The sequence below is a fragment of the Pseudomonas sp. BN417 genome (genome assembly GCF_029871205.1).
Lineage (GTDB): Bacteria > Pseudomonadota > Gammaproteobacteria > Pseudomonadales > Pseudomonadaceae > Metapseudomonas.
In genome coordinates, this window is sequence record NZ_SSOJ01000164.1 from 1 (window position 1) to 21,255 (window position 21,255).

The 21,255-nt window shown below is 65.3% G+C and carries 23 protein-coding genes; 21 read left to right on the forward strand and 2 right to left on the reverse strand.

Going from position 1 to position 21,255, the window contains the following annotated elements; all coding sequences use genetic code 11:
• Positions 1 to 583: 583 nt before the first annotated feature.
• Complete coding sequence (locus E8F11_RS28735) at positions 584 to 1,018, reverse strand: carboxymuconolactone decarboxylase family protein (RefSeq protein WP_280292313.1); 435 nt, start codon at positions 1,016 to 1,018, stop codon at positions 584 to 586.
• Positions 1,019 to 1,279: 261 nt separating this feature from the next.
• Between E8F11_RS28735 and E8F11_RS28740 the strand changes: the two genes are divergently transcribed.
• Together E8F11_RS28740 and E8F11_RS28745 are read left to right on the forward strand one after the other, a co-directional pair.
• Complete coding sequence (locus E8F11_RS28740; RefSeq protein ID WP_280292314.1) at positions 1,280 to 1,543, forward strand: hypothetical protein; 264 nt, start codon at positions 1,280 to 1,282, stop codon at positions 1,541 to 1,543.
• A 96-nt stretch (positions 1,544 to 1,639) separates the two neighbouring features.
• Complete coding sequence (locus E8F11_RS28745; protein WP_280292315.1) at positions 1,640 to 1,957, forward strand: hypothetical protein; 318 nt, start codon at positions 1,640 to 1,642, stop codon at positions 1,955 to 1,957.
• Here E8F11_RS28745 and E8F11_RS28750 read toward each other — a convergent pair whose 3' ends face one another.
• Positions 1,958 to 2,521 carry a MarR family winged helix-turn-helix transcriptional regulator gene (locus tag E8F11_RS28750; protein WP_280292316.1) on the reverse strand — a complete coding sequence of 188 codons (564 nt, stop codon included), beginning with the start codon at positions 2,519 to 2,521 and terminating at the stop codon, positions 1,958 to 1,960.
• A gap of 112 nt (positions 2,522 to 2,633) precedes the next feature.
• On the opposite strand from E8F11_RS28750, the gene E8F11_RS28755 reads away from it, so the two are divergent.
• From E8F11_RS28755 to E8F11_RS28845, 19 genes are all read left to right on the forward strand, one after another.
• Entirely contained in the window at positions 2,634 to 2,864 is a 231-nt protein-coding gene (locus tag E8F11_RS28755) for a glutaredoxin domain-containing protein (protein WP_280292317.1), read from the forward strand.
• Positions 2,865 to 2,874: 10 nt separating this feature from the next.
• On the forward strand, positions 2,875 to 3,147 hold the full coding sequence (locus E8F11_RS28760; protein WP_280292318.1) for a Rho-binding antiterminator: 273 nt from the start codon (positions 2,875 to 2,877) through the stop codon (positions 3,145 to 3,147).
• 163 nt (positions 3,148 to 3,310) lie between these two features.
• A complete protein-coding gene (pcaQ, locus tag E8F11_RS28765; RefSeq protein ID WP_280292319.1) occupies positions 3,311 to 4,240 on the forward strand; it encodes a pca operon transcription factor PcaQ in 930 nt (309 codons plus the stop codon).
• Between the two features lie 128 nt (positions 4,241 to 4,368).
• On the forward strand, positions 4,369 to 5,088 hold the full coding sequence (pcaH, locus tag E8F11_RS28770) for a protocatechuate 3,4-dioxygenase subunit beta (RefSeq protein ID WP_280292320.1): 720 nt from the start codon (positions 4,369 to 4,371) through the stop codon (positions 5,086 to 5,088).
• A gap of 12 nt (positions 5,089 to 5,100) precedes the next feature.
• On the forward strand, positions 5,101 to 5,706 hold the full coding sequence (gene pcaG, locus E8F11_RS28775; protein WP_280292321.1) for a protocatechuate 3,4-dioxygenase subunit alpha: 606 nt from the start codon (positions 5,101 to 5,103) through the stop codon (positions 5,704 to 5,706).
• Positions 5,696 to 6,793, forward strand: coding sequence for a cell division protein ZapE (gene zapE / locus E8F11_RS28780; RefSeq protein WP_280292322.1), 1,098 nt, complete (start codon positions 5,696 to 5,698; stop codon positions 6,791 to 6,793). Before pcaG ends, zapE begins: the two co-directional genes overlap by 11 nt.
• Before the next feature lie 17 nt (positions 6,794 to 6,810).
• A complete protein-coding gene (locus E8F11_RS28785; RefSeq protein WP_280292323.1) occupies positions 6,811 to 7,740 on the forward strand; it encodes an AEC family transporter in 930 nt (309 codons plus the stop codon).
• 83 nt (positions 7,741 to 7,823) lie between these two features.
• On the forward strand, positions 7,824 to 8,456 hold the full coding sequence (locus E8F11_RS28790) for a malonic semialdehyde reductase (protein ID WP_280292324.1): 633 nt from the start codon (positions 7,824 to 7,826) through the stop codon (positions 8,454 to 8,456).
• Between the two features lie 328 nt (positions 8,457 to 8,784).
• A complete protein-coding gene (locus E8F11_RS28795; RefSeq protein ID WP_280292325.1) occupies positions 8,785 to 9,627 on the forward strand; it encodes an IclR family transcriptional regulator C-terminal domain-containing protein in 843 nt (280 codons plus the stop codon).
• A 394-nt stretch (positions 9,628 to 10,021) separates the two neighbouring features.
• Positions 10,022 to 11,371 (forward strand): MFS transporter, encoded by a 1,350-nt coding sequence (locus E8F11_RS28800; RefSeq protein WP_280292326.1) that lies wholly within the window; start codon positions 10,022 to 10,024, stop codon positions 11,369 to 11,371.
• Positions 11,372 to 11,515: 144 nt separating this feature from the next.
• Positions 11,516 to 12,475: an AraC family transcriptional regulator gene (locus E8F11_RS28805; RefSeq protein ID WP_280292327.1), complete on the forward strand. Its 960-nt coding sequence runs from the start codon at positions 11,516 to 11,518 to the stop codon at positions 12,473 to 12,475.
• Positions 12,476 to 12,734: 259 nt separating this feature from the next.
• Complete coding sequence (gene benA / locus E8F11_RS28810) at positions 12,735 to 14,093, forward strand: benzoate 1,2-dioxygenase large subunit (RefSeq protein WP_280292328.1); 1,359 nt, start codon at positions 12,735 to 12,737, stop codon at positions 14,091 to 14,093.
• Complete coding sequence (benB, locus tag E8F11_RS28815) at positions 14,090 to 14,578, forward strand: benzoate 1,2-dioxygenase small subunit (protein WP_280292329.1); 489 nt, start codon at positions 14,090 to 14,092, stop codon at positions 14,576 to 14,578. The genes benA and benB overlap by 4 nt, the downstream gene beginning before the upstream one ends.
• A 10-nt stretch (positions 14,579 to 14,588) precedes the next feature.
• Positions 14,589 to 15,602: a benzoate 1,2-dioxygenase electron transfer component BenC gene (benC, locus tag E8F11_RS28820; protein ID WP_280292330.1), complete on the forward strand. Its 1,014-nt coding sequence runs from the start codon at positions 14,589 to 14,591 to the stop codon at positions 15,600 to 15,602.
• 118 nt (positions 15,603 to 15,720) lie between these two features.
• Complete coding sequence (locus tag E8F11_RS28825; RefSeq protein ID WP_280292331.1) at positions 15,721 to 16,497, forward strand: 1,6-dihydroxycyclohexa-2,4-diene-1-carboxylate dehydrogenase; 777 nt, start codon at positions 15,721 to 15,723, stop codon at positions 16,495 to 16,497.
• A gap of 189 nt (positions 16,498 to 16,686) precedes the next feature.
• Positions 16,687 to 18,012 (forward strand): MFS transporter, encoded by a 1,326-nt coding sequence (locus E8F11_RS28830; protein ID WP_280292332.1) that lies wholly within the window; start codon positions 16,687 to 16,689, stop codon positions 18,010 to 18,012.
• Between the two features lie 36 nt (positions 18,013 to 18,048).
• On the forward strand, positions 18,049 to 19,281 hold the full coding sequence (locus E8F11_RS28835; RefSeq protein WP_280292333.1) for a benzoate/H(+) symporter BenE family transporter: 1,233 nt from the start codon (positions 18,049 to 18,051) through the stop codon (positions 19,279 to 19,281).
• A 109-nt stretch (positions 19,282 to 19,390) separates the two neighbouring features.
• Complete coding sequence (locus tag E8F11_RS28840) at positions 19,391 to 20,650, forward strand: OprD family porin (protein WP_280292334.1); 1,260 nt, start codon at positions 19,391 to 19,393, stop codon at positions 20,648 to 20,650.
• A gap of 263 nt (positions 20,651 to 20,913) precedes the next feature.
• Positions 20,914 to 21,132: a hypothetical protein gene (locus E8F11_RS28845; RefSeq protein WP_280292335.1), complete on the forward strand. Its 219-nt coding sequence runs from the start codon at positions 20,914 to 20,916 to the stop codon at positions 21,130 to 21,132.
• Positions 21,133 to 21,255 lie beyond the last annotated feature (123 nt).

A 21,255-nucleotide genomic window follows, 5' to 3' on the forward strand; every position in this document is an offset into this window, starting at 1 on the left:
CCCGGCGAGTCTCTTTTGGCAGTCGCCCCAAAAGAAACCAAAAGGGCTTGCCCCTGCATCCGGGTTTGGCTTCGCCAAACTTCCCTCGCTCCATCATTGCTCCGGGGGGCCGGCGTGAGGGGCCATCCCTGGCCCCGCACGCCTCTCGCGGCATCCATGCCGCTCGTCCCCCTGCGCAACGCTTCCGCTCGGCCTGCTGACGGGGCAGAGTCGCTGCCCCACCTCTTGTGCACAGGTTCAGGCAATGACCAGGCGTCAGGATTACCGCGCCCTGTCAGGCGCGAGTCACCCCTCGCCCGCTTGCGGGAGAGGGGCTGGGGCGGGCCGCGTTCGGATGAGGGATGTATCAGCAAGCGCGGAGGCCTGAAAGACCCGTGCTAGACACTTCTGTTCGGTATCGCAACAGCTAACGCAGACATAGCCAATTCATTCACTGAGCAGGCCGCGGGCCTGCCTTGTGGACGGCATGAGGGCTGCTGCGCAGCCCTTCGCGATTGAAATCGCCCCCACAGGAAAAGCGGCGCCTCTGCCTGGAAATGCGAAAGGCCGCGCGAGGCGGCCCTTTTCGCTTGCGGGAACCCCTTCAAGGCATCATCGCGAAGCCTACGCCGAAGCGGTTCCAGGCGTTGATGGTGGCGATGGCCAGGGTCAGGTTGACGATCTCGGCCTCGCTGAAGTGCTCGCGCAGGGCGTCGTACTGGTGCTGCGGTGCATGGCGCTCGGCCAACTGGGTCAGGCTCTCGACCCAGGCCAAGGCGGCGCGCTCGCGTTCGCTGAAGAAATCGGTTTCCTGCCATACGACAAGAGTCTGCAGGCGGGCTTCGGTTTCACCGGCCTTGCGTGCGTCGTTGGCGTGCATGTTGACGCAGAAGGCGCAGCCATTGATCTGCGAGGCGCGCAGGCGGATCAGTTCGAGCAGTGAACTTTCCAGGCCGGATTTGGCAAGGGCCTGCTCCAGCCCAGCCATGGCTTTGTAGGCTTCGGGTACCTGTTCGGCCCACTTGATTCGTGCGCTCATCAACCATTCTCCAAGTCGTCCCGCGGGCTGCGGGGAATTGGGCTACGTTAGCCCGGCACCGATTCGCGCCGAATAGCCAATTCAGCCGAAACCTGGCAGGCCAATGGACGACCCTTGGTCGGTTGCACTGGCTCGGAAGGTTCGCTGTGCTATATCCGGAAGTGAGCAAGGCGCGAGCCGACCTTTCGTTGAACTTCCCTGCCACGCCCGCCGGGCCGGCTGACCCCGTGGCCCCGGGCCTTCAACTAAGAGGTATGCCCCATGAGCACCCTGCAATGCGTCCACCGTAACCACACGATATTCGCCGACGTCGTCGAGCATCCGGGCATTCCCACGCCCTATGCCGGCGGTTGCCGGATCACCGCACCCGACGGCCAGACCACCCGCCGCATCGCGCTGCCCATGGAGCACGCCTTCCTCGCTGACCTGGAGAAGGCACAGCACGCCTCCATCGCCCACGGCAAATGGCTGGTGGACCAGTGCCTGGATGCAGGGCGCGAACTCTTCCTGAGCAAGAGCGCCTGAAGCCGCGGGGCAGGGAGGCCCCTTGTCATGCGCGGCTGCGCCCCCATCTTGGTGAGGCGCAGTAAATGCGCGGACAACCTGCAAGGAGCAACCCCCATGACCGATTCCAATCCCGAACTCGCCAGCGTCAACAGCCGCATCCTGGCCGAAGGCGAGTGCCTGCCCGCCGTGACCCTCAAGGACGGCAGCCGCGTCCAGACCGGCACCGTGGCCGCCATGCTGCAGAACGTCGCACGCTACAACCGCGGCGAGCGGGGTGAAGTAGAGCGGGCGCTGGAGCTGGCCGTGCCCACGCTGGTGAAAGTCGGCCTGTTCGAGCTGTTCAGTCCGCAGGAGTGGGCGGCGGGCGACAACCCCGGTCGCCGCTTCGTCGGTCTCAAGGCGCAGGCCTTCCTCGACCGCGGCGAGGCCTGATCAAGCAGCCTCGTCACGAGGTTGATGCTCGCGACAGATCAGTTCGATGGATGGGCGGCTCAGGGGCTCCCGGGTCAGCCCGCAGAAGGGCTCGCCATCCCTGTGCTGGTGGAAGCGGCAGGTCTTGCACAGGCCGAAACCCGGTACCTTGACTTGGCGCTGCACGGTCCGCAGCAACTCGCCCAGCAAGCGTTCCAGCTCCACGGCATCCTGGCCCATCTCGGCGGCGGCCTTGGCCAGGAAGTCCGGCGGCGTCACCGCGGCCAGCAACTCCCGCGCTGCCGGTGTCAGCGCCAGGTGCACGCTGCGCTTGTCGTGAAGGTCCTGGCGCTTCTCGATCAAGCCCCTGGCTTCCAGGATCTTCAGCGATTGCGACACCGTTCCCTTGGTCAGCCCCAGGTACTCGGTGACCGCCAGCGGCGTGTCCGAGTAATGGTTGCAGCGCGCCAGGTATTCCAGGGCGCTGAGCTGCACAGGCTGCAGGTCGGCCAGGAGCGGGTGCTCCCGGTGCCAGATGCGCATCAGGCTGGTCAGTCGTTCGAACAGGTCGAATAGGGTGCTCATCTTTACCTCCGTCGTCAGATAGTATCGAGTAAAAACTATGTTGACAAAGGAGTTCGCTGGGGTAGCCTGATGCATGTATCGATTCGATACTAATTTGACCGGGAGATTGAAGATGACTACCGCTCGCTACTACCACGCCGGATGCCCGGTTTGCGTTGCCGCTGAACACACCCTTCTCGACCTGCTGGCTCCCGAGGTGAAGGTGGAAGTGGTGCACCTGGGCGAAACCTCGGCCCGCGTCGCCGAGGCCGAAGCCGCCGGGGTGCAGTCGGTCCCCGCCCTGGTGGTGGGTGGCCAGGTGCTGCATATCAATTTCGGCGCCGCCCTCGCCGATCTGAAGTAAGGAGCGGGACATGTACCAGCCCCTGGATTGCGACCTGCACGACCTGCTGGAAATCGCCTGTCTCTATCGCTACCTCGTGCGCGTGGAACTGGTGGACGGTGGCGGCTTCGAAGCCAGGGCGCTGACCACCCATACCAGCGCGGAGAAGGAGGAGTTCTTCGTGCTGGAGGTGGAGGATGGCCCCTGTTCCGTGCGTCTGGACAGGCTGCTGGCGATCACGCCGCTCGATCCGGGCGCGCGTTTCGGCCGGGTGGAACTGGCGGGGAAGGTCTGCGCGCTGTAGAGACGGCAACGAGTAGAATGCGCCGCGCGTACCGAGGGGCCGGCACATTGGCCCTGGTGCGCACGGCGCACCCTACAGGGGATCGCCGGTAAGCCTCGCGGGATTGGCTCCGGAACCCGTGCTTGAGCTAGCCTTCGCAGGCCAGCCGCCACAGGACCCGCCGTTGAACATCGATACCCGCATCAAATTCCGTCACCTGCTGTGCTTCCTCGAAGTCGCCCGCCAGGGCAGCCTGGCCCGCGCGGCGGACCAGTTGGCGGTGAGCCAGCCGGCCATTTCCAAGACCCTCAAGGAGCTGGAGGAAATCCTCGACGCCAGCCTTTTCGATCGCGGCAAGGGCGGGGCCAGCCTGACCGAGGCGGGGCTGGCCTTCATGCGCTACGCCGGCCCTTGCGTACAGGCCCTGCGCGATGGGGTGAACAGCCTGCGCGAGGGCGAGTACGCCGCCGGCGCCGTGCGCCTGGGCGTGCTGTCCACGGTGGAAGGCCTGTTGCTGCCGGAAGTGGTGAAGCGCTTGCACCAGCGGCACCCCTCGCTGGTGGTCAGCGTGCTCACCGGACCGGGCGCCTACCTGCTGTCGCAGTTGCGGGTGGGCGAGCTGGACCTGGTGGTGGGGCGGATGACCGACAGCCCGGAAATCCACGGCCTGACCTTCGAGCACCTCTACAGCGAATCCATGACCCTGGTGGTCCGTGCCGGTCATCCCTTGCTGGAGGAGGGCGCCGACCGCCGCTCCCTGGACGGTTTTCCCCTGGTACTGCCGCTGGCCGGCACCACCATCCGCAAGCATGCCGACGGTTTCTTCGTGCAGAGCGGCATCAGCCCGCCGCGCCAGCGCCTGGAAACCCTGTCACTGGCCCTCAGCCGGCGCTACGTACTCAACGGCGATGCCGTGTGGATCGCGCCCCTGGACGCGGTGCGCCTGGACCTGGGCAAGGGCGAGCTGGTCGAGTTGGACCTCGGCTTCAAGGAGCCCGGCGGCTCGGTGGGCATCTGCAGCAACGCATCCCTGCCGCTGTCGCTGGCGGCCCAGTGGGCGGTGGAGACCCTGCGGGAGGCTGCCCTGGACTATCGCGAAGGGCGCCTTGCATAACCATATGGTTATGGGTGGCGGGCAGGATTTCAATTTTCGATCCGCCGCCATTGGACGACACTGCGACCCACGGCCCGCTGCCCTGGTATTGACGGGCCGCCCGACAACTCCAAGAAGAGGAAACCGTGATGTCCGATGCGGAACACAGTCGCTTCGTCATTCGTGACCGAAACTGGCACCCGAAAGCCTTCACCCCCGACTACAAGACGTCCATCGCACGCTCCCCGCGCCAGGCGCTGGTGAGCATCCCACAGTCCATCTCCGAGACCAGCGGCCCGGATTTCTCCCACCTGAAGATGGGCCAGCACGACAACGACCTGCTGCTCAACTTCAACAACGGCGGGCTGCCGATCGGCGAGCGCATCATCGTTTCCGGCCGGGTCTTCGACCAGTACGGCAAGCCGGTGCCCCACACCCTGGTGGAGATGTGGCAGGCCAATGCCGGCGGCCGCTACCGTCACAAGAACGACCGCTACCTGGCCCCGCTGGACCCGAACTTCGGCGGCGTCGGCCGTGCCCTGACCGACAGCGAAGGCAACTACTGCTTCCGCACCATCAAGCCCGGCCCGTACCCCTGGCGTAACGGCCCCAACGACTGGCGCCCGGCGCACATCCACTTTTCCATCAGCGGGCCGTCCATCTCCACCCGCCTGATCACCCAGCTGTACTTCGAAGGCGACCCGCTGATCCCGATGTGCCCCATCGTCAAGTCGATCGCCAACCCCGAAGCGGTGCAGACCCTGATCGCCAAGCTCGACATGAGCATGGCCAATCCCATGGATTGCCTGGCGTATCGCTTCGACATCGTCCTGCGCGGCCAGCGCAAGACCCACTTCGAGAACCGCTGAGGAGAGACCAGCATGCCTATCGAACTGCTGCCGGAAACCCCCTCCCAGACCGCCGGCCCTTACGTCCATATCGGCCTGGCCCTGGAAGCGGCCGGCAACCCGACCCGTGACCAGGAAATCTGGAACCGGATGGCCAAGGCCGACGCGCCCGGCCAGCAAATCCTGCTGATCGGCCGCGTCTTCGACGGCAACGGCCACCTGGTGCGCGACTCCTTCCTGGAGTTCTGGCAGGCCAACCACCAGGGCGAATACGACGCCGCCTTCGACCTGGAAAAGCCGTTCAACTGCTTCGGCCGCACAGCCACCACCTTCGACGCCGGCGAATGGACCTTGCACACGGTCAAGCCGGGCGTGGTGAAGAACGCCGCCGGCGTGCCCATGGCGCCGCATATCAACGTCACGCTGTTCGCCCGTGGCATCAATATTCACCTGCAGACGCGCCTGTACTTCGACGACGAAGCCCAGGCCAACGCCGCCGACCCGGTACTCAACCTGATCGAGCAGCCGCAGCGCCGCGAGACCCTGGTGGCGCAGCGCTGCGAAGTGGACGGCAAGCTGGCCTATCGCTTCGACATCCGTATCCAGGGAGAAGGGGAAACCGTTTTCTTTGACTTCTAGGGAGCGGGAACCCGCATTCGATGCGCTGGACGAAGCCGTCGGCCAGCGCATCGAAAGGCACTTCGAGACCCTGCTGGAGGCCCGGGGCTACCGGGCCGACGCAGCGCAACGCACAGCCATTGCCCGGCTCGGGCAATGGCTGGAGTCGTTTCTGGCGGGGAGAAAGGGCTGGCTGCGGCGTCGGCCCGCAGGCATCTACCTGTGGGGTGGAGTGGGGCGCGGCAAGAGCTTCGTCATGGATGCCTTTTTCGCCGCCGCGCCGCTCAAGACCAAGCGCCGCGTGCACTTCCATGCTTTCCTCCAGGAACTGCAGGCACGCATGCAGGCTTTTGCCGGCCAGCCCGACCCGCTGGCCCTGGCCGCCAGGGCGCTGGCGGTAGAGACGCGATTGCTCTGCTTCGACGAATTCCACGTGCATGACATAGGCGATGCCGTCCTGCTCGGGCGCCTGCTCAAGGTGCTGGTGGAGGAGGGCGTGGGCCTGGTCTGCACCTCCAACTACGATCCTGACGGCCTCTGCCCCAATCCGCTCTACCGCGAACGCTTCAAGCCAGCCATCGCGCTGATCGAGAAGCGCTTCGAGGTGTTCGCGGTGGATGGCGGCGAGGACTACCGCCAGCGCCGTGGCGAGCTGGAATCCTGGGGTCGCTACTGCTGGCCGCTGTCGGGCTTCGCCGCGGGCTGGATCGAGCGCCAGCTGGGCCTGACCACTGCCGCCGACCGGGATGTGGAGGTGGCGGTCAACCACCATCCCCTGAACCTGCGGGCCATGGAGGGAGGGTGCGCCTGGCTGGACTTCGACGAACTGTGCCGCAGGCCGCATTCCAGTGCCGACTTCCTCTGGATCTGCCAGCGCTTCCGCCACCTGGCCATCAGCGATGTGCCCTGCCTGGGGGAAGAGCCCATCGACGTGCAGCAACGCTTCGTCAACCTGATCGACATCGCCTACGACGCCCGGACCCGGCTGCTGCTGGCCAGCGAGGCCAGCCTGGACGACCTGTGCCGAGGCAAACCCCATATGGACTTTTCCCGCACCCGCAGCCGGTTGCAGCAGTTGAAACCGCTGCAGCCGGACGATGGGCACTGAACACTGAAGAGCCCTCAATGCTCCAGATACTTGGTATTACCGCGCCGATCTTCATCCTGATCGGCATTGGCTTCCTGTCCGCCCGTGGGCGGTTGCTGGGACCGGAACAGGTCCTCGGTCTCGGCAGGTTCGTCATCACCTTCGCCCTGCCGGCCCTGGTGATTCGTGCGCTGCTGGAAAAGCCCCTGGACGAAGTGTTCGACGCCACCTACCTGCTGGCCTACGGCATAGGTTCCCAGGTGGTGTTCTGGGGCGGTTTCCTGTTCTCCCGCCTGGTACGCAAGGACAGCCTCAGTGGCAGCGCGCTGAGCGGCCTGGGCATGTCGGTCTCCAACAGCGGCTTCGTCGGCTACCCGATAGTGGCCATGGTGCTGGGCTCCCCGGCGGCGGTGGCCCTGGCCCTCGGGATGCTGGTGGAGAACCTGCTGATGATTCCCCTGGCCCTGGCCATCGCCGAACTGGGGCGGCAGAACGGAGGAGGGCTGCGCGCCGCCTTGCTGGATACCTTCATGCGCTTGTTGCGCAACCCGGTCATCATCGCCATCAGCATCGGCCTGGCGCTGGCCCTGCTCGGGGTTCGCCTGCCCGCCGTGCCGGCCAAGGTGGTGGAGATGCTGGCCGCGGCTTCGGCGCCGGTGGCGCTCTTCGTCATAGGTGCCAGCCTTTATGGCCTCAAGGCCGGCGGGCTGGCGAAGGACGTGGCGCAGCTCGGTATCGGTAAGCTGTTGCTGCATCCGCTGGCGGTTTGGCTGAGCTTTCAACTGTTGCCGCCGGTGGAGCCGGTTCTGCGGGTGGCCGGGGTGCTCTTCGCCTGCGCGCCGATGATGAGCATCTACCCCATCCTCGGTCAGCGCTTCGGGCTCGAAGGCCGCTGTGCCGCGGCGCTGGTGGTCTGCACGGTGCTGGCCTTCGTCACGATCAGCAGCTTTCTCGGATTGCTGGTCTAGTGCCCGACGCGGTTGCCACGCTGACTATCCTCTAAGGGGCATCCGCACGACCGTGCGGCCCACACTGGCAGAAGGAGGCGATGATGAGCAAACGATTGAGCGAGGAAGGTATGGACCTGCTGTTCCGCGAGGCACGTACCTACAGTGCCTGGCTGGAAAAACCGGTCAGCGACGACACCCTGCGCCAGCTCTACGACCTGATGAAATGGGGCCCCACCAGCGCCAACTGCTGCCCGGCGCGCATCCTCTTCCTGCGTACGGAGGAGGCCAAGCGCCGGCTCCTGCCCGCGCTGGCGCCCGGCAACGTGGACAAGACCATGGCGGCGCCGGTCACGGCCATCATTGCCTACGACGTCAAGTTCTACGAGCAGCTGCCCAAGCTCTACCCGCACACCGACGCCCGTGCCTGGTTCGCCGATACCCCGGAGCTGGCGGGCATCACGGCACGGCGCAACAGCTCGCTGCAGGGCGCCTACTTCATGCTCGCGGCAAGGGCATTCGGACTGGACTGCGGGCCCATGTCCGGCTTCGACAACGCGCTGGTCGACCATGAGTTCTTCCCGGCCGACGGCCAGGGCAATGCCTTCCAGCTGGAGCACTTTCCGGACAGCCATGTGAAGACCAACTTCATCTGCAACCTGGGCTATGGCGACCCGTCCAAGCTGCATCCGCGCTCGCCGCGCCTGGAGTTCGACGAGGCCTGCAAGCTGCTGTAGGGCTTGGGAGTTGTGGGGGCGATTTCAATCGCCAAGCAGACCGCAGGTCTGCCCATCGGATTGGCAGGGGCAGCTGCACTGCCCTTGGCGAATGAATTCGCCCCCACATGGCACGCCGGGGTATTGGCTTCTGCCGGGGGAGGGAGGATTGCGGCTGCGCCTCATGAGCGAAGCCGTTGCCGGGCGCCGAGGTACCTGATCAAACCGGGGCGCCGCCAGGCCGCGCAAAAGTACGAGCCGAGGCCGGCAGGGTCAATTGCGATAATCGAACTTTGGTTCGATAATCGGCCGCAGTTGCCGTGACCGCGATCCAGCAAGGACAACAAGAATGACCGAAGAACAGCGTGCCACCCTGCCACCCCTGGCCCCGCCCATCATCGCTTCGCCGGCCAAGCGCATCGAAGCCTTCACCGGCGACCCCAACTTCATGACCTCCCTGGCCCGGGGCCTGGCGGTGATCCACGCCTTCCAGGAGCGCAAGCGCCACCTGACCATCGCCCAGATCAGCCACCGCACCGAGATTCCGCGCGCCGCCGTGCGCCGCTGCCTGCACACCCTGATGAAGCTGGGCTATGTCACCACCGACGGGCGTACCTATTCGCTGTTGCCCAAGGTGCTGACCCTGGGCCATGCCTACCTGTCGTCGACCCCGCTGGCGGTCACTGCGCAGCCAATCCTCGACCGCCTCAGCATCCAGCTCCACGAAGCCTGTTCCATGGCCACCCTGGAAGGCGACGAGATCCTCTACATCGCCCGCTCGGCAACGCCCAACCGCCTGATCTCGGTGGACCTCAGCGTCGGCAGCCGTCTACCGGCCTACTGCACTTCCATGGGCCGCATCCTCCTGGCGGCGCTGGATGACGCGGCGTTGGACGACTACCTGGAACACGCCGACCTGCAGGTGAAGACCAGTCGCACCGTGCATACGCAGGAAGGCCTGCGCGCCAGCATCGAGGAGATCCGCCGCCAGGGCTGGGTGATCATCGACCAGGAACTGGAAATGGGCCTGCGTTCGGTGGCCGTGCCGGTGCGCGATTCCGCCGGCCAGGTGCTGGCGGCCCTCAACGTCGGCACCCATGTCGGCCGGGTCAGCCGCCAGGAGCTGGAAACCCGCTTCCTGCCGGCACTGCTGGAGGCGAGCAAGGACCTGAGCACGCGGTTGTTTCACTAAGCTTCCGCAGGACTGCTTTTTTGTGGGGGCGAATTCATTCGCTAAGGGCAGCGAAGCTGCCCCCTGATTTGCCTCGGGGCAGACCTGCGGTCTGCTTAGCGATTGAAATCGCCCCCACAAGGAGCAGCAATGCCCGACAGGCATCCCCCGGACAAACATCGTTCGACTATCGAACGCTTTGCCGATTATCGAATTGAACCACCCGCCGACTCTTCGTAACGTCTGCACAGCCGTGCCACCAGCCAGCGCGGCCAATAACAACAATGAGAGTCAGCCCCGGCAGCAGCCTGTCGCTTCCGGGCAAGCCCTCATTCCTGTCCAGTCCGAGTCTTCCCCGTCAGAGGCCGCATAGAACGGCCCGCATGCGGAGGAGGGCCCATAACAGGAATCTTGCATGACCAGCCCAGCCCACCTGCCGTCCGCCGGCACACTCGACGTTCAAGCCTTCATCAACGCCCAGCCGCTTTCCGCCTATCAGTGGCGCATCGTGCTGCTGTGCTTTCTCATCGTTTTCCTCGACGGCCTGGATACCGCCGCCATGGGCTTCATCGCCCCGGCGCTGACCCAGGACTGGGGCATCGACCGCGCCAGCCTCGGCCCAGTGATGAGTGCCGCACTGATCGGCATGGTCTTCGGCGCCCTCGGCTCCGGCCCCATGGCCGACCGTTTCGGCCGCAAGGTCGTACTGGTGACCGCGGTCTTCCTGTTCGGGCTGTTCAGCCTGATCTCCGCTTTCAGCGCCAACCTCGAACAACTGCTGGTACTGCGCTTCCTCACCGGCCTCGGCCTGGGCGCCGCCATGCCCAACGCCACCACCTTGCTCTCCGAGTACACCCCCGAACGCCTCAAGTCGCTGCTGGTGACCAGCATGTTCTGCGGCTTCAACCTCGGCATGGCCTCCGGCGGCTTCGTCTCGGCGAAGATGATCCCGGCCTTCGGCTGGCACAGCCTGCTGCTGCTCGGCGGCCTGCTGCCGCTGCTGCTGGCCGTGGTGTTGCTGCTCTGGCTGCCGGAGTCGGCGCGTTTCCTGGTGGTGCGCAACCGTGGCGCGGACAAGGTGCGCCAGGTCCTGGCGCCCATTGCGCCCGGCGAGGTGGCGGTGGCCAGCGGCTTCAGCGTGCCGGAGCAGCAGACCGTACAAAGCCGCAACGTATTCCAGGTGATCTTCTCCGGCACCTACAGCGCTGGCACCCTGCTGCTCTGGCTGACCTATTTCATGGGCCTGGTGATCGTCTACCTGCTCACCAGCTGGCTGCCCACGCTGATGCGCGACAGCGGCGCGAGCATGGAACAGGCCGCCTTCATCGGCGCACTGTTCCAGTTCGGTGGCGTGCTCAGCGCCGTGGGCGTGGGCTGGGCCATGGACCGTTTCAACCCGCACAAGGTGATCGGCATCTTCTACCTGCTGGCGGGCGTCTTCGCCTACTGCGTGGGCCAGAGCCTGGGCGAGGTGACCCTGCTCGCCACCCTGGTGCTGCTGGCCGGCATGTGCGTCAACGGCGCGCAATCGGCGATGCCGTCCCTGGCGGCGCGTTTCTACCCGACCCTGGGCCGCGCCACCGGGGTGTCCTGGATGCTCGGCATCGGCCGCTTCGGCGCGATCCTCGGCGCCTGGATCGGCGCGACCCTGCTGGGCCTGGGCTGGAATTTCGAACAAGTGCTGACGGCGCTGGTGGTGCCTGCCGCCATCGCCACGACGGCGGTGATCATCAAGGGGATGGTCAGCCACGCCGACGCCACCTGAGCCTCGGTCGATGATCTGTAACCGTTTATCTCTACCCGAGGCATGCAGGAGAAGGGTCACATAGAATCGCGGTAACGGTCCGCGGGCGCTTGCCGGAAATGGCCTGACGCCCGCGGCATACAACAACTAGAAGAGTGCCTGCTGATGGATAGTCGCCTGCTGAGTGAGCGCAGTAGGGTGTTCGAGCGTGCGGACCCCTATGCGGTGTCCGGATATGTGAACCAGCATGTCGGCTCGCATTGCATCCGGCTGCCCGCCGCCGGCCATCCCCAGGCCAGCCTGAACCACCGCAAGTTCGCCAACCTCGACCTCTGTCGCATCAGCTATGGCGGCAGTGTGCGGGTCACCTCGCCGGCGCTGGAAACCATCTACCACCTGCAGATCCTTCTCAGCGGCCATTGCCTGTGGCGCGGTCACAAGGAAGAGCACTACCTGGCGCCGGGAGAGCTGTTGCTGATCAACCCCGATGACCCGGTGGACCTGACCTACTCGGACGACTGCGAGAAGTTCATCCTGAAGATGCCGACCACGCTGCTCGATTCCATCTGCGACGAGCAACGCTGGCACCGGCCGAGCTCCGGTGTTCGTTTCCTGCAGAACAACTACCGGCTCGACGAACTGGAGGGCTTCGTCAACCTGCTGGCCATGGTCTGCCAGGAGGCTGAGGCCAGCGAGCCGCTGTTGCGGGTGCAGGAGCATTACGCGCAGATAGTCGCGAGCAAGATGCTGACCCTGATGAAGACCAACATCAGCCGCGAGGGCCTGGGCTGCCAGGCGGCCTCCTTCGATCGCATCCTCGCCTACATCGAGCACAACCTGAAGCAGGACATCAGTAGCGAATTCCTGGCCCGCCAGGCGAGCATGAGCCTGCGTTCCCTCTACGCGCTGTTCGAGCGCCACCTGGGCACCACGCCCAAGCACTACATCCGCCAGAAGAAGCTGGAACGCATCCGCGCCTGCCTGGCCGACCCCAGCTGCAACGTGCGCAGTGTCACCGAGCTGGCCCTGGACTACGGCTTCCTGCACCTGGGGCGATTCTCCGAGAGCTACAAGGCCCAGTTTGGTGAACTGCCGTCGGATACCCTCAAGCGGCGGGGGCTGTAGCTCACAGCTTTCTGTGGGGGCGAATTCATTCGCCAAGCAGACCGCAGGTCTGCCCTGAGACATTGATGGGGCAGCTGCGCTGCCCTTAGCGAATGAATTCGCCCCCACAAGGTTATGAGCCGCACCCCGTACCACCGCCTCGCTACAACCACCACCCTTCTGCAAAAAACGGATAGCGATCTGCAAAAAGCGGATATTGCCGTTCGCCGCGCATCCCTAACCTGACCTGGCCTGAACAATAACAACGGAGGCCCTGGCCATGTCCCTGGGATTCGACTTTCTGAATTCGCTGCTTGATGAAGACAAGGAGAAGGGCATCTACCGCTGCAAGCGGGAGATGTTCACCGACCCGCGTCTGTTCGATCTGGAAATGAAACACATCTTCGAAGGCAACTGGCTGTACCTCGCCCACGAGAGCCAGATTCCCGAGAAGAACGACTACCTCACCCTGACCATGGGGCGCCAGCCGATCTTCATCGCGCGCAACAAGGACGGAGTGCTGAACGCCTTCCTCAATGCCTGCAGCCACCGTGGCGCACAGCTGTGCCGGCACAAGAGCGGCAACCGTTCCTCCTACACCTGCCCCTTCCACGGCTGGACCTTCAACAACTCCGGCAAGCTGCTGAAGGTCAAGGACCCGGCCGAGGCCGGCTACCCGTCCAGCTTCAACTGCGAAGGCTCCCACGACCTCACCAAGGTCGCCCGTTTCGAGTCCTATCGCGGCTTCCTCTTCGGCAGCCTGAACCCCGACGTCAAGCCCCTGGTCGAGCACCTCGGCGAGTCGGCGAAGATCATCGACATGATCGTCGACCAGTCCCCCGAGGGCCTGGAAGTCCTGCGCGGATCAAGCAGCTACATCTACGAGGGCAACTGGAAGCTGACCGCCGAGAACGGCGCCGACGGCTACCACGTGAGCTCCGTGCACTGGAACTACGCCGCCACCCAGAACCAGCGCAAGCAGCGCGAGGCGGGTGAAGAGATCAAGACCATGAGCGCCGGCGCCTGGGCCAAGAACGGCGGAGGTTTCTACTCCTTCGACCACGGCCACTTGCTGCTCTGGACCCGCTGGGCCAACCCCGAGGACCGTCCGCTCTACGAGCGTCGTGACGAGCTGGCCCAGGATTTCGGCCAGGCCCGCGCCGACTGGATGATCGAGAACTCGCGCAACCTCTGCCTGTACCCGAACGTCTACCTGATGGACCAGTTCAGCTCGCAGATCCGCATCGCCCGGCCGATCTCGGTCAACCAGACCGAAATCACCATCTACTGCATCGCGCCCAAGGGCGAGAGTGCTGATGCCCGCGCCAAGCGCATCCGCCAGTACGAGGACTTCTTCAACGTCAGCGGCATGGCCACCCCGGACGACCTGGAGGAGTTCCGCTCCTGCCAGCTGGGCTACCAGGGCAGCCGCGGCTGGAACGACATGTCCCGCGGTGCCGAGCACTGGGTGGAAGGCGCCGACGCCGCCGCCCAGGAGATCGACCTGCACCCGCTGCTCTCCGGCGTGCGCACCGAGGACGAAGGCCTGTTCGTGCTGCAACACAAGTACTGGCAGGAAACCATGCTCAAGGCCGCCGCGGCCGAGCAGCAACTGATCCCCGTGGAGGCCGTGCAATGAGCATCACTTACGACGCCGTGCGCGACTTCCTCTACCGCGAAGCGCGCTACCTGGACGACAAGGACTGGGACAACTGGCTGGAGCTGTATGCCAGCGACGCCACGTTCTGGATGCCGTCCTGGGACGACCGCGACGAGCTGACCGAAGACCCGCAGACCGAAATCTCGCTGATCTGGTACGGCAACCGGGGCGGCCTGGAAGACCGGGTGTTCCGCATCAAGACCGATCGCTCCAGCGCGACCATGCCGGACACCCGCACCTCCCACAACATCAGCAACATCGAGATCCTCGAAGTCGCCGATGGCCTGTGCCAGGTGCGCTTCAACTGGCACACCCTGAGCTTCCGCTACAAGACCGTGGACAGCTATTTCGGCACCAGCTTCTACACCCTCGACGTGCGCGGCGAGAGCCCGCTGATCAAGGCGAAGAAGGTGGTTCTGAAGAACGATTACGTACGTCAAGTCATCGACGTCTATCACATCTAGGGTGGTCGCCATGTCCCATAAAATCGCACTGAACTTCGAAGACGGCGTCACCCGTTTCATCGACGCCAACCCCAGCGAAACCGTGGCCGACGCGGCCTATCGCCAGGGCATCAATATCCCGCTGGACTGCCGCGACGGCGCCTGCGGCACCTGCAAGTGCTTCGCCGAAGCCGGCCGCTACGACATGGGCCAGGACTACATCGAGGACGCACTGAGCGAAGAGGAAGCCGCCCAGGGCTACGTGCTCACCTGCCAGATGCGCGCCGAGAGCGACTGCGTGGTGCGGGTCCCGGTGTCCTCCGAGGTCTGCAAGACCCAGCAGGCCAGCTTCGAGGCCAGCATCAGCGCCGTGCGCCAGCTGTCCGACAGCACCATCTCGCTGTCGATCAAGGGCGAGTCCCTGAGCAAGCTGGCCTTCCTGCCGGGCCAGTACGTCAACCTCCAGGTGCCGGGCAGCGAGCAGACCCGCGCCTACTCCTTCAGCTCCCTGCAGAAGGACGGCGAAGTCAGCTTCCTGATCCGCAACGTGCCGGGCGGCCTGATGAGCAGCTTCCTTACGGGTCTCGCCAAGGCCGGCGACAGCATGACCCTGGCAGGCCCGCTGGGCAGCTTCTACCTGCGCGATATCCGCCGTCCCTTGCTGCTGCTGGCCGGCGGCACCGGCCTGGCGCCCTTCACCGCGATGCTGGAGAAGATCGCGGAAGAAGGCAGCGAACACCCGCTGCACCTGATCTACGGCGTGACCCACGACCATGACCTGGTGGAGATGGACAAGCTCGAGACCTTCGTCGCGCGCATCCCCAACTTCACCTGGAGCGCTTGCGTGTCCAGCCCTGAGAGCAGCTACCCGCAGAAGGGCTACGTGACCCACCACATCATGCCTGCACACCTCAACGAAGGTGACGTGGATGTCTACCTGTGCGGCCCGCCGCCCATGGTGGAGTCGGTGAACCAGTTCATCCGTGACCAGGGCATCGCGCCGGCCAACTTCTACTACGAGAAGTTCGCTGCCAGCGCTGCATGAGTCACCCCTCTCCCTTCAGGGAGAGGGGCCGGGGGAGAGGGTGCTGCCGTTGATGGCTCTCTCCCCAGCCCTCTCCCGCAAGCGGGAGAGGGGGCCAACAACTTTGGGGTGCATTGCCATGAACAACAGATTCCAAGACAAGGTCGCGCTGGTCACCGGCGCGGCGCAAGGCATCGGCCGCCGGGTCGCCGAGCGGCTGGCGGAGGAGGGGGCACGCGTGGTGGTGGTGGACCGCTCCGAGCTGGTCTTCGAACTGCAGGACCAACTGGGGCAGGGGGCCGAGGTGCTGGCCCTGACCGCCGACCTTGAACAGTACGCCGAATGCCACCGGGTAGCCGCCGCCGCCGTCGAGCGCTTCGGCCGCCTGGACATCCTGGTCAACAACGTGGGCGGCACCATCTGGGCCAAGCCCTTCGAGCACTACCAGGAGCACGAGATCGAAGCCGAAGTGCGGCGCTCGCTGTTCCCCACGCTCTGGTGCTGCCATGCCGTGCTGCCCTACATGTTGGAGCAGGCCGCAGGCGCCATCGTCAATGTTTCCTCCATCGCCACGCGCAGCGTCAACCGCGTGCCCTACGGCGCGGCCAAGGGTGGGGTGAACGCGCTGACCGCCTGCCTGGCCTTCGAGAACGCCGGCCGTGGCATCCGCGTCAACGCCACCGCACCGGGCGGTACCGAGGCACCGCCGCGGCGCATCCCGCGCAACGCGGCCGAGCAGAGCGAGCAGGAAAAGCTCTGGTACCAGCAGATCGTCGACCAGACGGTCGACAGCAGCCTGATGAAACGCTACGGCACCATCGACGAACAGGCCGGCGCGATCCTCTTCCTCGCCTCGGACGACGCCTCCTACATCACCGGCGTGACCCTGCCGGTGGGCGGAGGTGACCTGGGCTAAGCAGCAACAGCCAGTCCGTAGGATGGGTGGAGCGGAGCGATACCCATCAAGTCCGCGGCGATGGGTATCGCCGGGCTCCACCCATCCTACGGGTACCACGAAGTTACGGCGGCAAACGATCCAACGGCCGGGCACCGTCACGCGCCCGTCCCTGCGGTTTCTACACAACAAAAACAAGAGACTGATGCCATGCGAAAACTCGACGTACACGAGATCATCGACAATGCGCGCTTCACCCCCTTCCAGTGGATGGTGATGTGCTGGTGCGCACTCCTGCTCATCTTCGACGGCTACGACCTGTTCATCTACGGCGTGGTCCTGCCGGTGCTGATGAAGGAATGGGGCCTGACCCCGCTACAAGCTGGCGCCCTGGGCAGCTATGCGCTGTTCGGCATGATGTTCGGCGCCCTGGTGTTCGGTTCCCTGGCCGACAAGATCGGGCGCAAGAAAGGCATTGCCATCTGCTTCGTGCTCTTCTCCGGTTTTACCGTGCTCAATGGCTTCGCCAGTTCCCCCACGGAGTTCGGCATCTGCCGCTTCATGGCCGGCCTCGGCATTGGCGGGCTGATGCCCAACGTGGTGGCGCTGATGAACGAGTACGCGCCGAAGAAGCTGCGCAGCACCCTGGTGGCCATCATGTTCAGCGGTTACTCCCTGGGCGGCATGCTCTCGGCGGGCGTTGGCATCTACATGCTGCCGCGCTTCGGCTGGGAAGCCATGTTCTTCGCCGCGCTGCTGCCGCTCCTGCTGCTGCCGCTGATCCTCTGGTACCTGCCGGAATCCGTCGGCTTCCTGCTGCGCCAGGGCCGTGTCGACCAGGCTCGCGCCATCCTCAAGCGCATCGACCCGCAAGCCGCCATCGGCGACAAGGACGAACTGGTGCTGAACGAGGTGAAGGTGCAGGGCGCCCCGGTGCTGGAACTGTTCCGTGAAGGCCGTGGCCTGCGCACGGTGATGATCTGGGTGGCCTTCTTCTGCTGCCTGCTGATGGTCTACGCGCTGAGCTCCTGGCTGCCGAAGCTGATGGCCAACGCCGGCTACAGCCTGGGCTCCAGTCTGTCGTTCCTGCTCGCCCTGAACTTCGGCGGCATGTTCGGCGCCATCGCCGGCGGCTTCCTGGGTGACCGCTACAACCTGCCCAAGGTGGTGGTGGCCTTCTTCGTAGTGGCGGCGGTTTCCATCAGCCTGCTGGGCTTCAAGAGCCCGACCCCGGTGCTCTACCTGCTGATCGCCATCGCCGGCGCCACCACCATCGGCACGCAGATCCTGCTCTACGCCACCGCCGCGCAGTTCTACGGCCTGGCCTTCCGTTCCACCGGTCTCGGCTGGGCATCGGGCATCGGCCGCAACGGCGCCATAGTCGGCCCGCTGCTGGGTGGTGCGCTGCTGGGCATCAACCTGCCGCTGCAGCTGAACTTCATGGCCTTCGCCATTCCCGGCGCCATCGCCGCCCTGGCCATGTGCTTCGTTCACCAGGCGCAGTCCAAGGCCGCGCCGCTGGCGACCGCCGCTTAGGGCTGATCCCGTTCGCGACTCTGGCCTGGAGGCAGCATGCGCACCTTGTTCAAGGACTGTTCGTTGTCCGCCGTGGTGGCGGGTTTCATCGCCACCATGATTTCCTACGCCGGTCCCCTGGTGATCGTGTTCCAGGCGGCGGAGAGCGGCGGCATGCCGGCCGAGCTGCTGTCCTCCTGGGTCTGGGCCATATCCATCGGCAGCGGGGTGCTGGGGATCGTCCTCAGCCTGCGCTACCGGGTGCCGGTGATCATCGCCTGGTCGGCGCCGGGCTCGGCGCTGCTGGTGTCCATGCTGCCGGGCATCAGTGCGGGCGAGGCGGTGGGGGCCTATGTAATGGCCAACGCCATCATCCTGCTGGTGGGGCTTTCCGGCGCCTTCGACCGCATCGTCGGCAAGCTGCCGGCGGCGATCTCGGCGGCCATGCTGGCGGGCATCCTGTTCAGCTTCGGCACCCGCCTGTTCACCTCCCTCGAGGACGAGCCGGTGATGGTGCTGGCGATGTTCCTCACCTACCTGCTGGTGCGGCGCCTGTCGCCCCGCTACGCGGTGATGGCGGTGCTGCTGGTGGGCTGCACCATCGCCGCCAGCAGTGGGCAGCTCGATGGCTCGGCCCTGGTGATCGGTTTCGCCACGCCGGAATGGGTGACCCCGGCATTCACCTGGCATGGCCTGTTCAATATCGCCCTGCCGCTGGTGATGGTGGCCCTGACCGGGCAGTTCGTGCCAGGCGTGGCGGTGCTGCGCAATGCCGGCTACCCGACGCCGGCCAGCCCCATCATCTCCGCCAGCGGCCTGGGCAGTCTGCTGCTGGCGCCCTTTGGTTGCCATGGGCTGACCCTGGCTGCCATCACCGCGGCTATCTGCACCGGCCGCGAGGCCCATGAAGACCCGTCCAAACGCTATGTCTCCGGCGTGGTGGGCGGGGTGTTCTACCTGTTGCTGGGCATCTTCGGCGCCACCCTGGTGTCGATCTTCACCGCGCTGCCCAAGGAGCTGATCGCCGCGCTGGCGGGACTGGCGCTGTTCGGTGCCATCGCCGGCGCCCTGGCCGGGTCCATGGAGGTGCCGGAGGACCGCGAGGCAGCCCTGATCACCTTCCTGGTCACCGCGTCGGGCATGTCCTTCCTGGGCCTGTCGGCGGCGTTCTGGGGGCTGATCTTCGGCATCGTCGCCCATCTGCTGCTGACTGCGCGCCGCGCGCCCAAGGCAACTACGGAGCAGGAGGAGGTACTTGGAACCCAATCCCTGACCAAACCCGGCGCCTGACCCACTGCGGGAGCTGTCCGCAGCCGGCGCCAAGCCTCCCCCCTTGCGTGCAGAGCCCCGACAGAGGGCCACGGGGGAGTTTTGTCCCAATAAAAACAAGAGTGACATCATGACCAACAACACGAGCAAGCTGTGTGTACTGCTTTCCGCCGGTGTGGGCGCTGGCCTGGCCCAGGCCGCCGAGTCGGGTTTCATCGCCGACTCCACCGCCACCCTGCAGGCGCGCAATTATTACTTCAGCCGCGACTTCTCTGACATCGTCGGCCCGAACAAGCAGTCCAAGGCCGAAGAGTGGGCCCAGGGCTTCATCCTCAACTTCAAGTCCGGCTATACGCCGGGCCCGGTGGGCTTCGGCATCGATGCCATCGGTACCCTCGGCATCAAGCTCGACAGCAGCCCCGACCGGGTCAACACCGGCCTGTTGCCGGTGCAGGAGGATGGTGAGGCGGCCGACGACTACAGCCGCCTGGGCGTGGCCGGGAAGATGCGCCTATCGAAGACCGAGCTGAAAGTGGGCGAGCTGCAGCCCAACCTGCCGGTGCTGGTGTTCAGCGACATCCGCCTGCTGCCGCCCAGCTACCAGGGCGCCAGCATCACCTCCAGCGAAATCGCCGGCCTCCCCCTGCAGGCCGGCCACCTGAACAGCACCAGCCTGCGCAACGAGGCCGGCGACGACAGGATCCAGGCCATGCTCGGCCACCTGCCGCAGCGCCAGGCCTCCAGCGACGCCTTCAACTACGCCGGTGGCGACTATGCCTTCAACGCCAATCGCACCACCCTGAGCGCCTGGTACGCACAGCTGGAGGACATCTACGACCAGCGCTTCTTCGGCCTCAAGCACAGCGAACCGGTGGCGAACTGGGTGCTCGGCGCCAATATCGGCTTCTTCGACTCCAGCGAGGACGGCAAGAAGCTGATCGGCGAGATCGACAACCAGGCCTTCTACTCGCTGCTCTCGGCCAAGCGCGGCGGCCATACCTTCTATGTCGGCTACCAGGCCCTCTACGGCGACAGTTCCTTCCCGCGGGTGTTCGCCAACGTCAGCCCGCTGGGCAACGAGGTACCCACCTACGAGTTCGCCTTCGCCGACGAGCGTTCCTGGCAGGTGCGCTACGACTACGACTTCGCCGCCCTCGGCATCCCCGGCCTGGTGGCCAGCACCCGCTACATCACCGGCGACAACGTGGATACCGGCCAGGGCTTCGAGGGCAAGGACTGGGAGCGCGACCTGGATATCAGCTACGCCTTCCAGAGCGGTTCCCTCAAGGGCCTGGGCGTGCGCGTGCGCAACGTCACCGCGCGCTCCAACTACCGCACCGATATCGACGAGAACCGGCTGATCCTCTCCTACACCTGGACACTGTTCTAGTTTCGAGCGCCGCTGCCCGGCATGGGCGCGGCCTGCTTTACCTGTAGGGGCGATTTCAATCGCCAAGCGGGCCGGAGGCCCGCCCTGTTCAGGCCCAGAGGGGGCAGCTGTGCTGCCCTTGGCGAATGAATTCGCCCCTACAGACCTTTCTTTCACGCGGCATTGTGACCGTAGGTTGGGCTGAGCTCAGCGAAGCCCAACAGAACCGTGCGCCTTCGTTGGGCTTCGCTCCGCTCTGCGCCAACCTACGAGGAGTTCCCCTGATGTCCCGCAAGTTCCTGGCCACCTTGCTGCTCGGCAGCGGAGGCCTTCTTTGTATCTCCGCCTTCCTGCTGGGCAATGCCTGGCTGTTGGCATTGGCCCTGGCCGGCATCGATGCGCGAGAGGGGATGGAGCATGTCAGCGGCTCCACCCGCGCCGGCCTGGAGAAGTCCGCCGCAGCCCTACAGATAGGCATTCACCCCCGGACAGGGCCAATGTGAGGGCTGGAGGACGGCCGATAGCAAGGCACACATCTGTTCGATAACCGCACGAATAGTCGATTATCGGATTGTTTGAGGGGCAGGGCAGGGGTACTTTTTCCTCACCCGGCGCCAAAACGCCCT

Bases quoted from the DNA above. Each gene is read 5' to 3' on its own strand.
- E8F11_RS28755 (WP_280292317.1), top strand. From the start codon at position 2,634: ATGACTACCGCTCGCTACTACCACGCCGGATGCCCGGTTTGCGTTGCC.
- E8F11_RS28790 (WP_280292324.1), top strand. From the start codon at position 7,824: ATGAGCAAACGATTGAGCGAGGAAGGTATGGACCTGCTGTTCCGCGAG.
- E8F11_RS28750 (WP_280292316.1), bottom strand. From the start codon at position 2,521: ATGAGCACCCTATTCGACCTGTTCGAACGACTGACCAGCCTGATGCGC.
- E8F11_RS28740 (WP_280292314.1), top strand. From the start codon at position 1,280: ATGAGCACCCTGCAATGCGTCCACCGTAACCACACGATATTCGCCGAC.
- benB (WP_280292329.1), top strand. From the start codon at position 14,090: ATGAGCATCACTTACGACGCCGTGCGCGACTTCCTCTACCGCGAAGCG.
- E8F11_RS28800 (WP_280292326.1), top strand. From the start codon at position 10,022: ATGACCAGCCCAGCCCACCTGCCGTCCGCCGGCACACTCGACGTTCAA.
- E8F11_RS28785 (WP_280292323.1), top strand. From the start codon at position 6,811: ATGCTCCAGATACTTGGTATTACCGCGCCGATCTTCATCCTGATCGGC.
- E8F11_RS28795 (WP_280292325.1), top strand. From the start codon at position 8,785: ATGACCGAAGAACAGCGTGCCACCCTGCCACCCCTGGCCCCGCCCATC.
- E8F11_RS28830 (WP_280292332.1), top strand. From the start codon at position 16,687: ATGCGAAAACTCGACGTACACGAGATCATCGACAATGCGCGCTTCACC.
- E8F11_RS28840 (WP_280292334.1), top strand. From the start codon at position 19,391: ATGACCAACAACACGAGCAAGCTGTGTGTACTGCTTTCCGCCGGTGTG.
- E8F11_RS28835 (WP_280292333.1), top strand. From the start codon at position 18,049: ATGCGCACCTTGTTCAAGGACTGTTCGTTGTCCGCCGTGGTGGCGGGT.
- pcaH (WP_280292320.1), top strand. From the start codon at position 4,369: ATGTCCGATGCGGAACACAGTCGCTTCGTCATTCGTGACCGAAACTGG.
- E8F11_RS28760 (WP_280292318.1), top strand. From the start codon at position 2,875: ATGTACCAGCCCCTGGATTGCGACCTGCACGACCTGCTGGAAATCGCC.
- E8F11_RS28805 (WP_280292327.1), top strand. From the start codon at position 11,516: ATGGATAGTCGCCTGCTGAGTGAGCGCAGTAGGGTGTTCGAGCGTGCG.
- E8F11_RS28825 (WP_280292331.1), top strand. From the start codon at position 15,721: ATGAACAACAGATTCCAAGACAAGGTCGCGCTGGTCACCGGCGCGGCG.
- E8F11_RS28735 (WP_280292313.1), bottom strand. From the start codon at position 1,018: ATGAGCGCACGAATCAAGTGGGCCGAACAGGTACCCGAAGCCTACAAA.
- benA (WP_280292328.1), top strand. From the start codon at position 12,735: ATGTCCCTGGGATTCGACTTTCTGAATTCGCTGCTTGATGAAGACAAG.
- pcaG (WP_280292321.1), top strand. From the start codon at position 5,101: ATGCCTATCGAACTGCTGCCGGAAACCCCCTCCCAGACCGCCGGCCCT.
- benC (WP_280292330.1), top strand. From the start codon at position 14,589: ATGTCCCATAAAATCGCACTGAACTTCGAAGACGGCGTCACCCGTTTC.
- E8F11_RS28745 (WP_280292315.1), top strand. From the start codon at position 1,640: ATGACCGATTCCAATCCCGAACTCGCCAGCGTCAACAGCCGCATCCTG.
- E8F11_RS28845 (WP_280292335.1), top strand. From the start codon at position 20,914: ATGTCCCGCAAGTTCCTGGCCACCTTGCTGCTCGGCAGCGGAGGCCTT.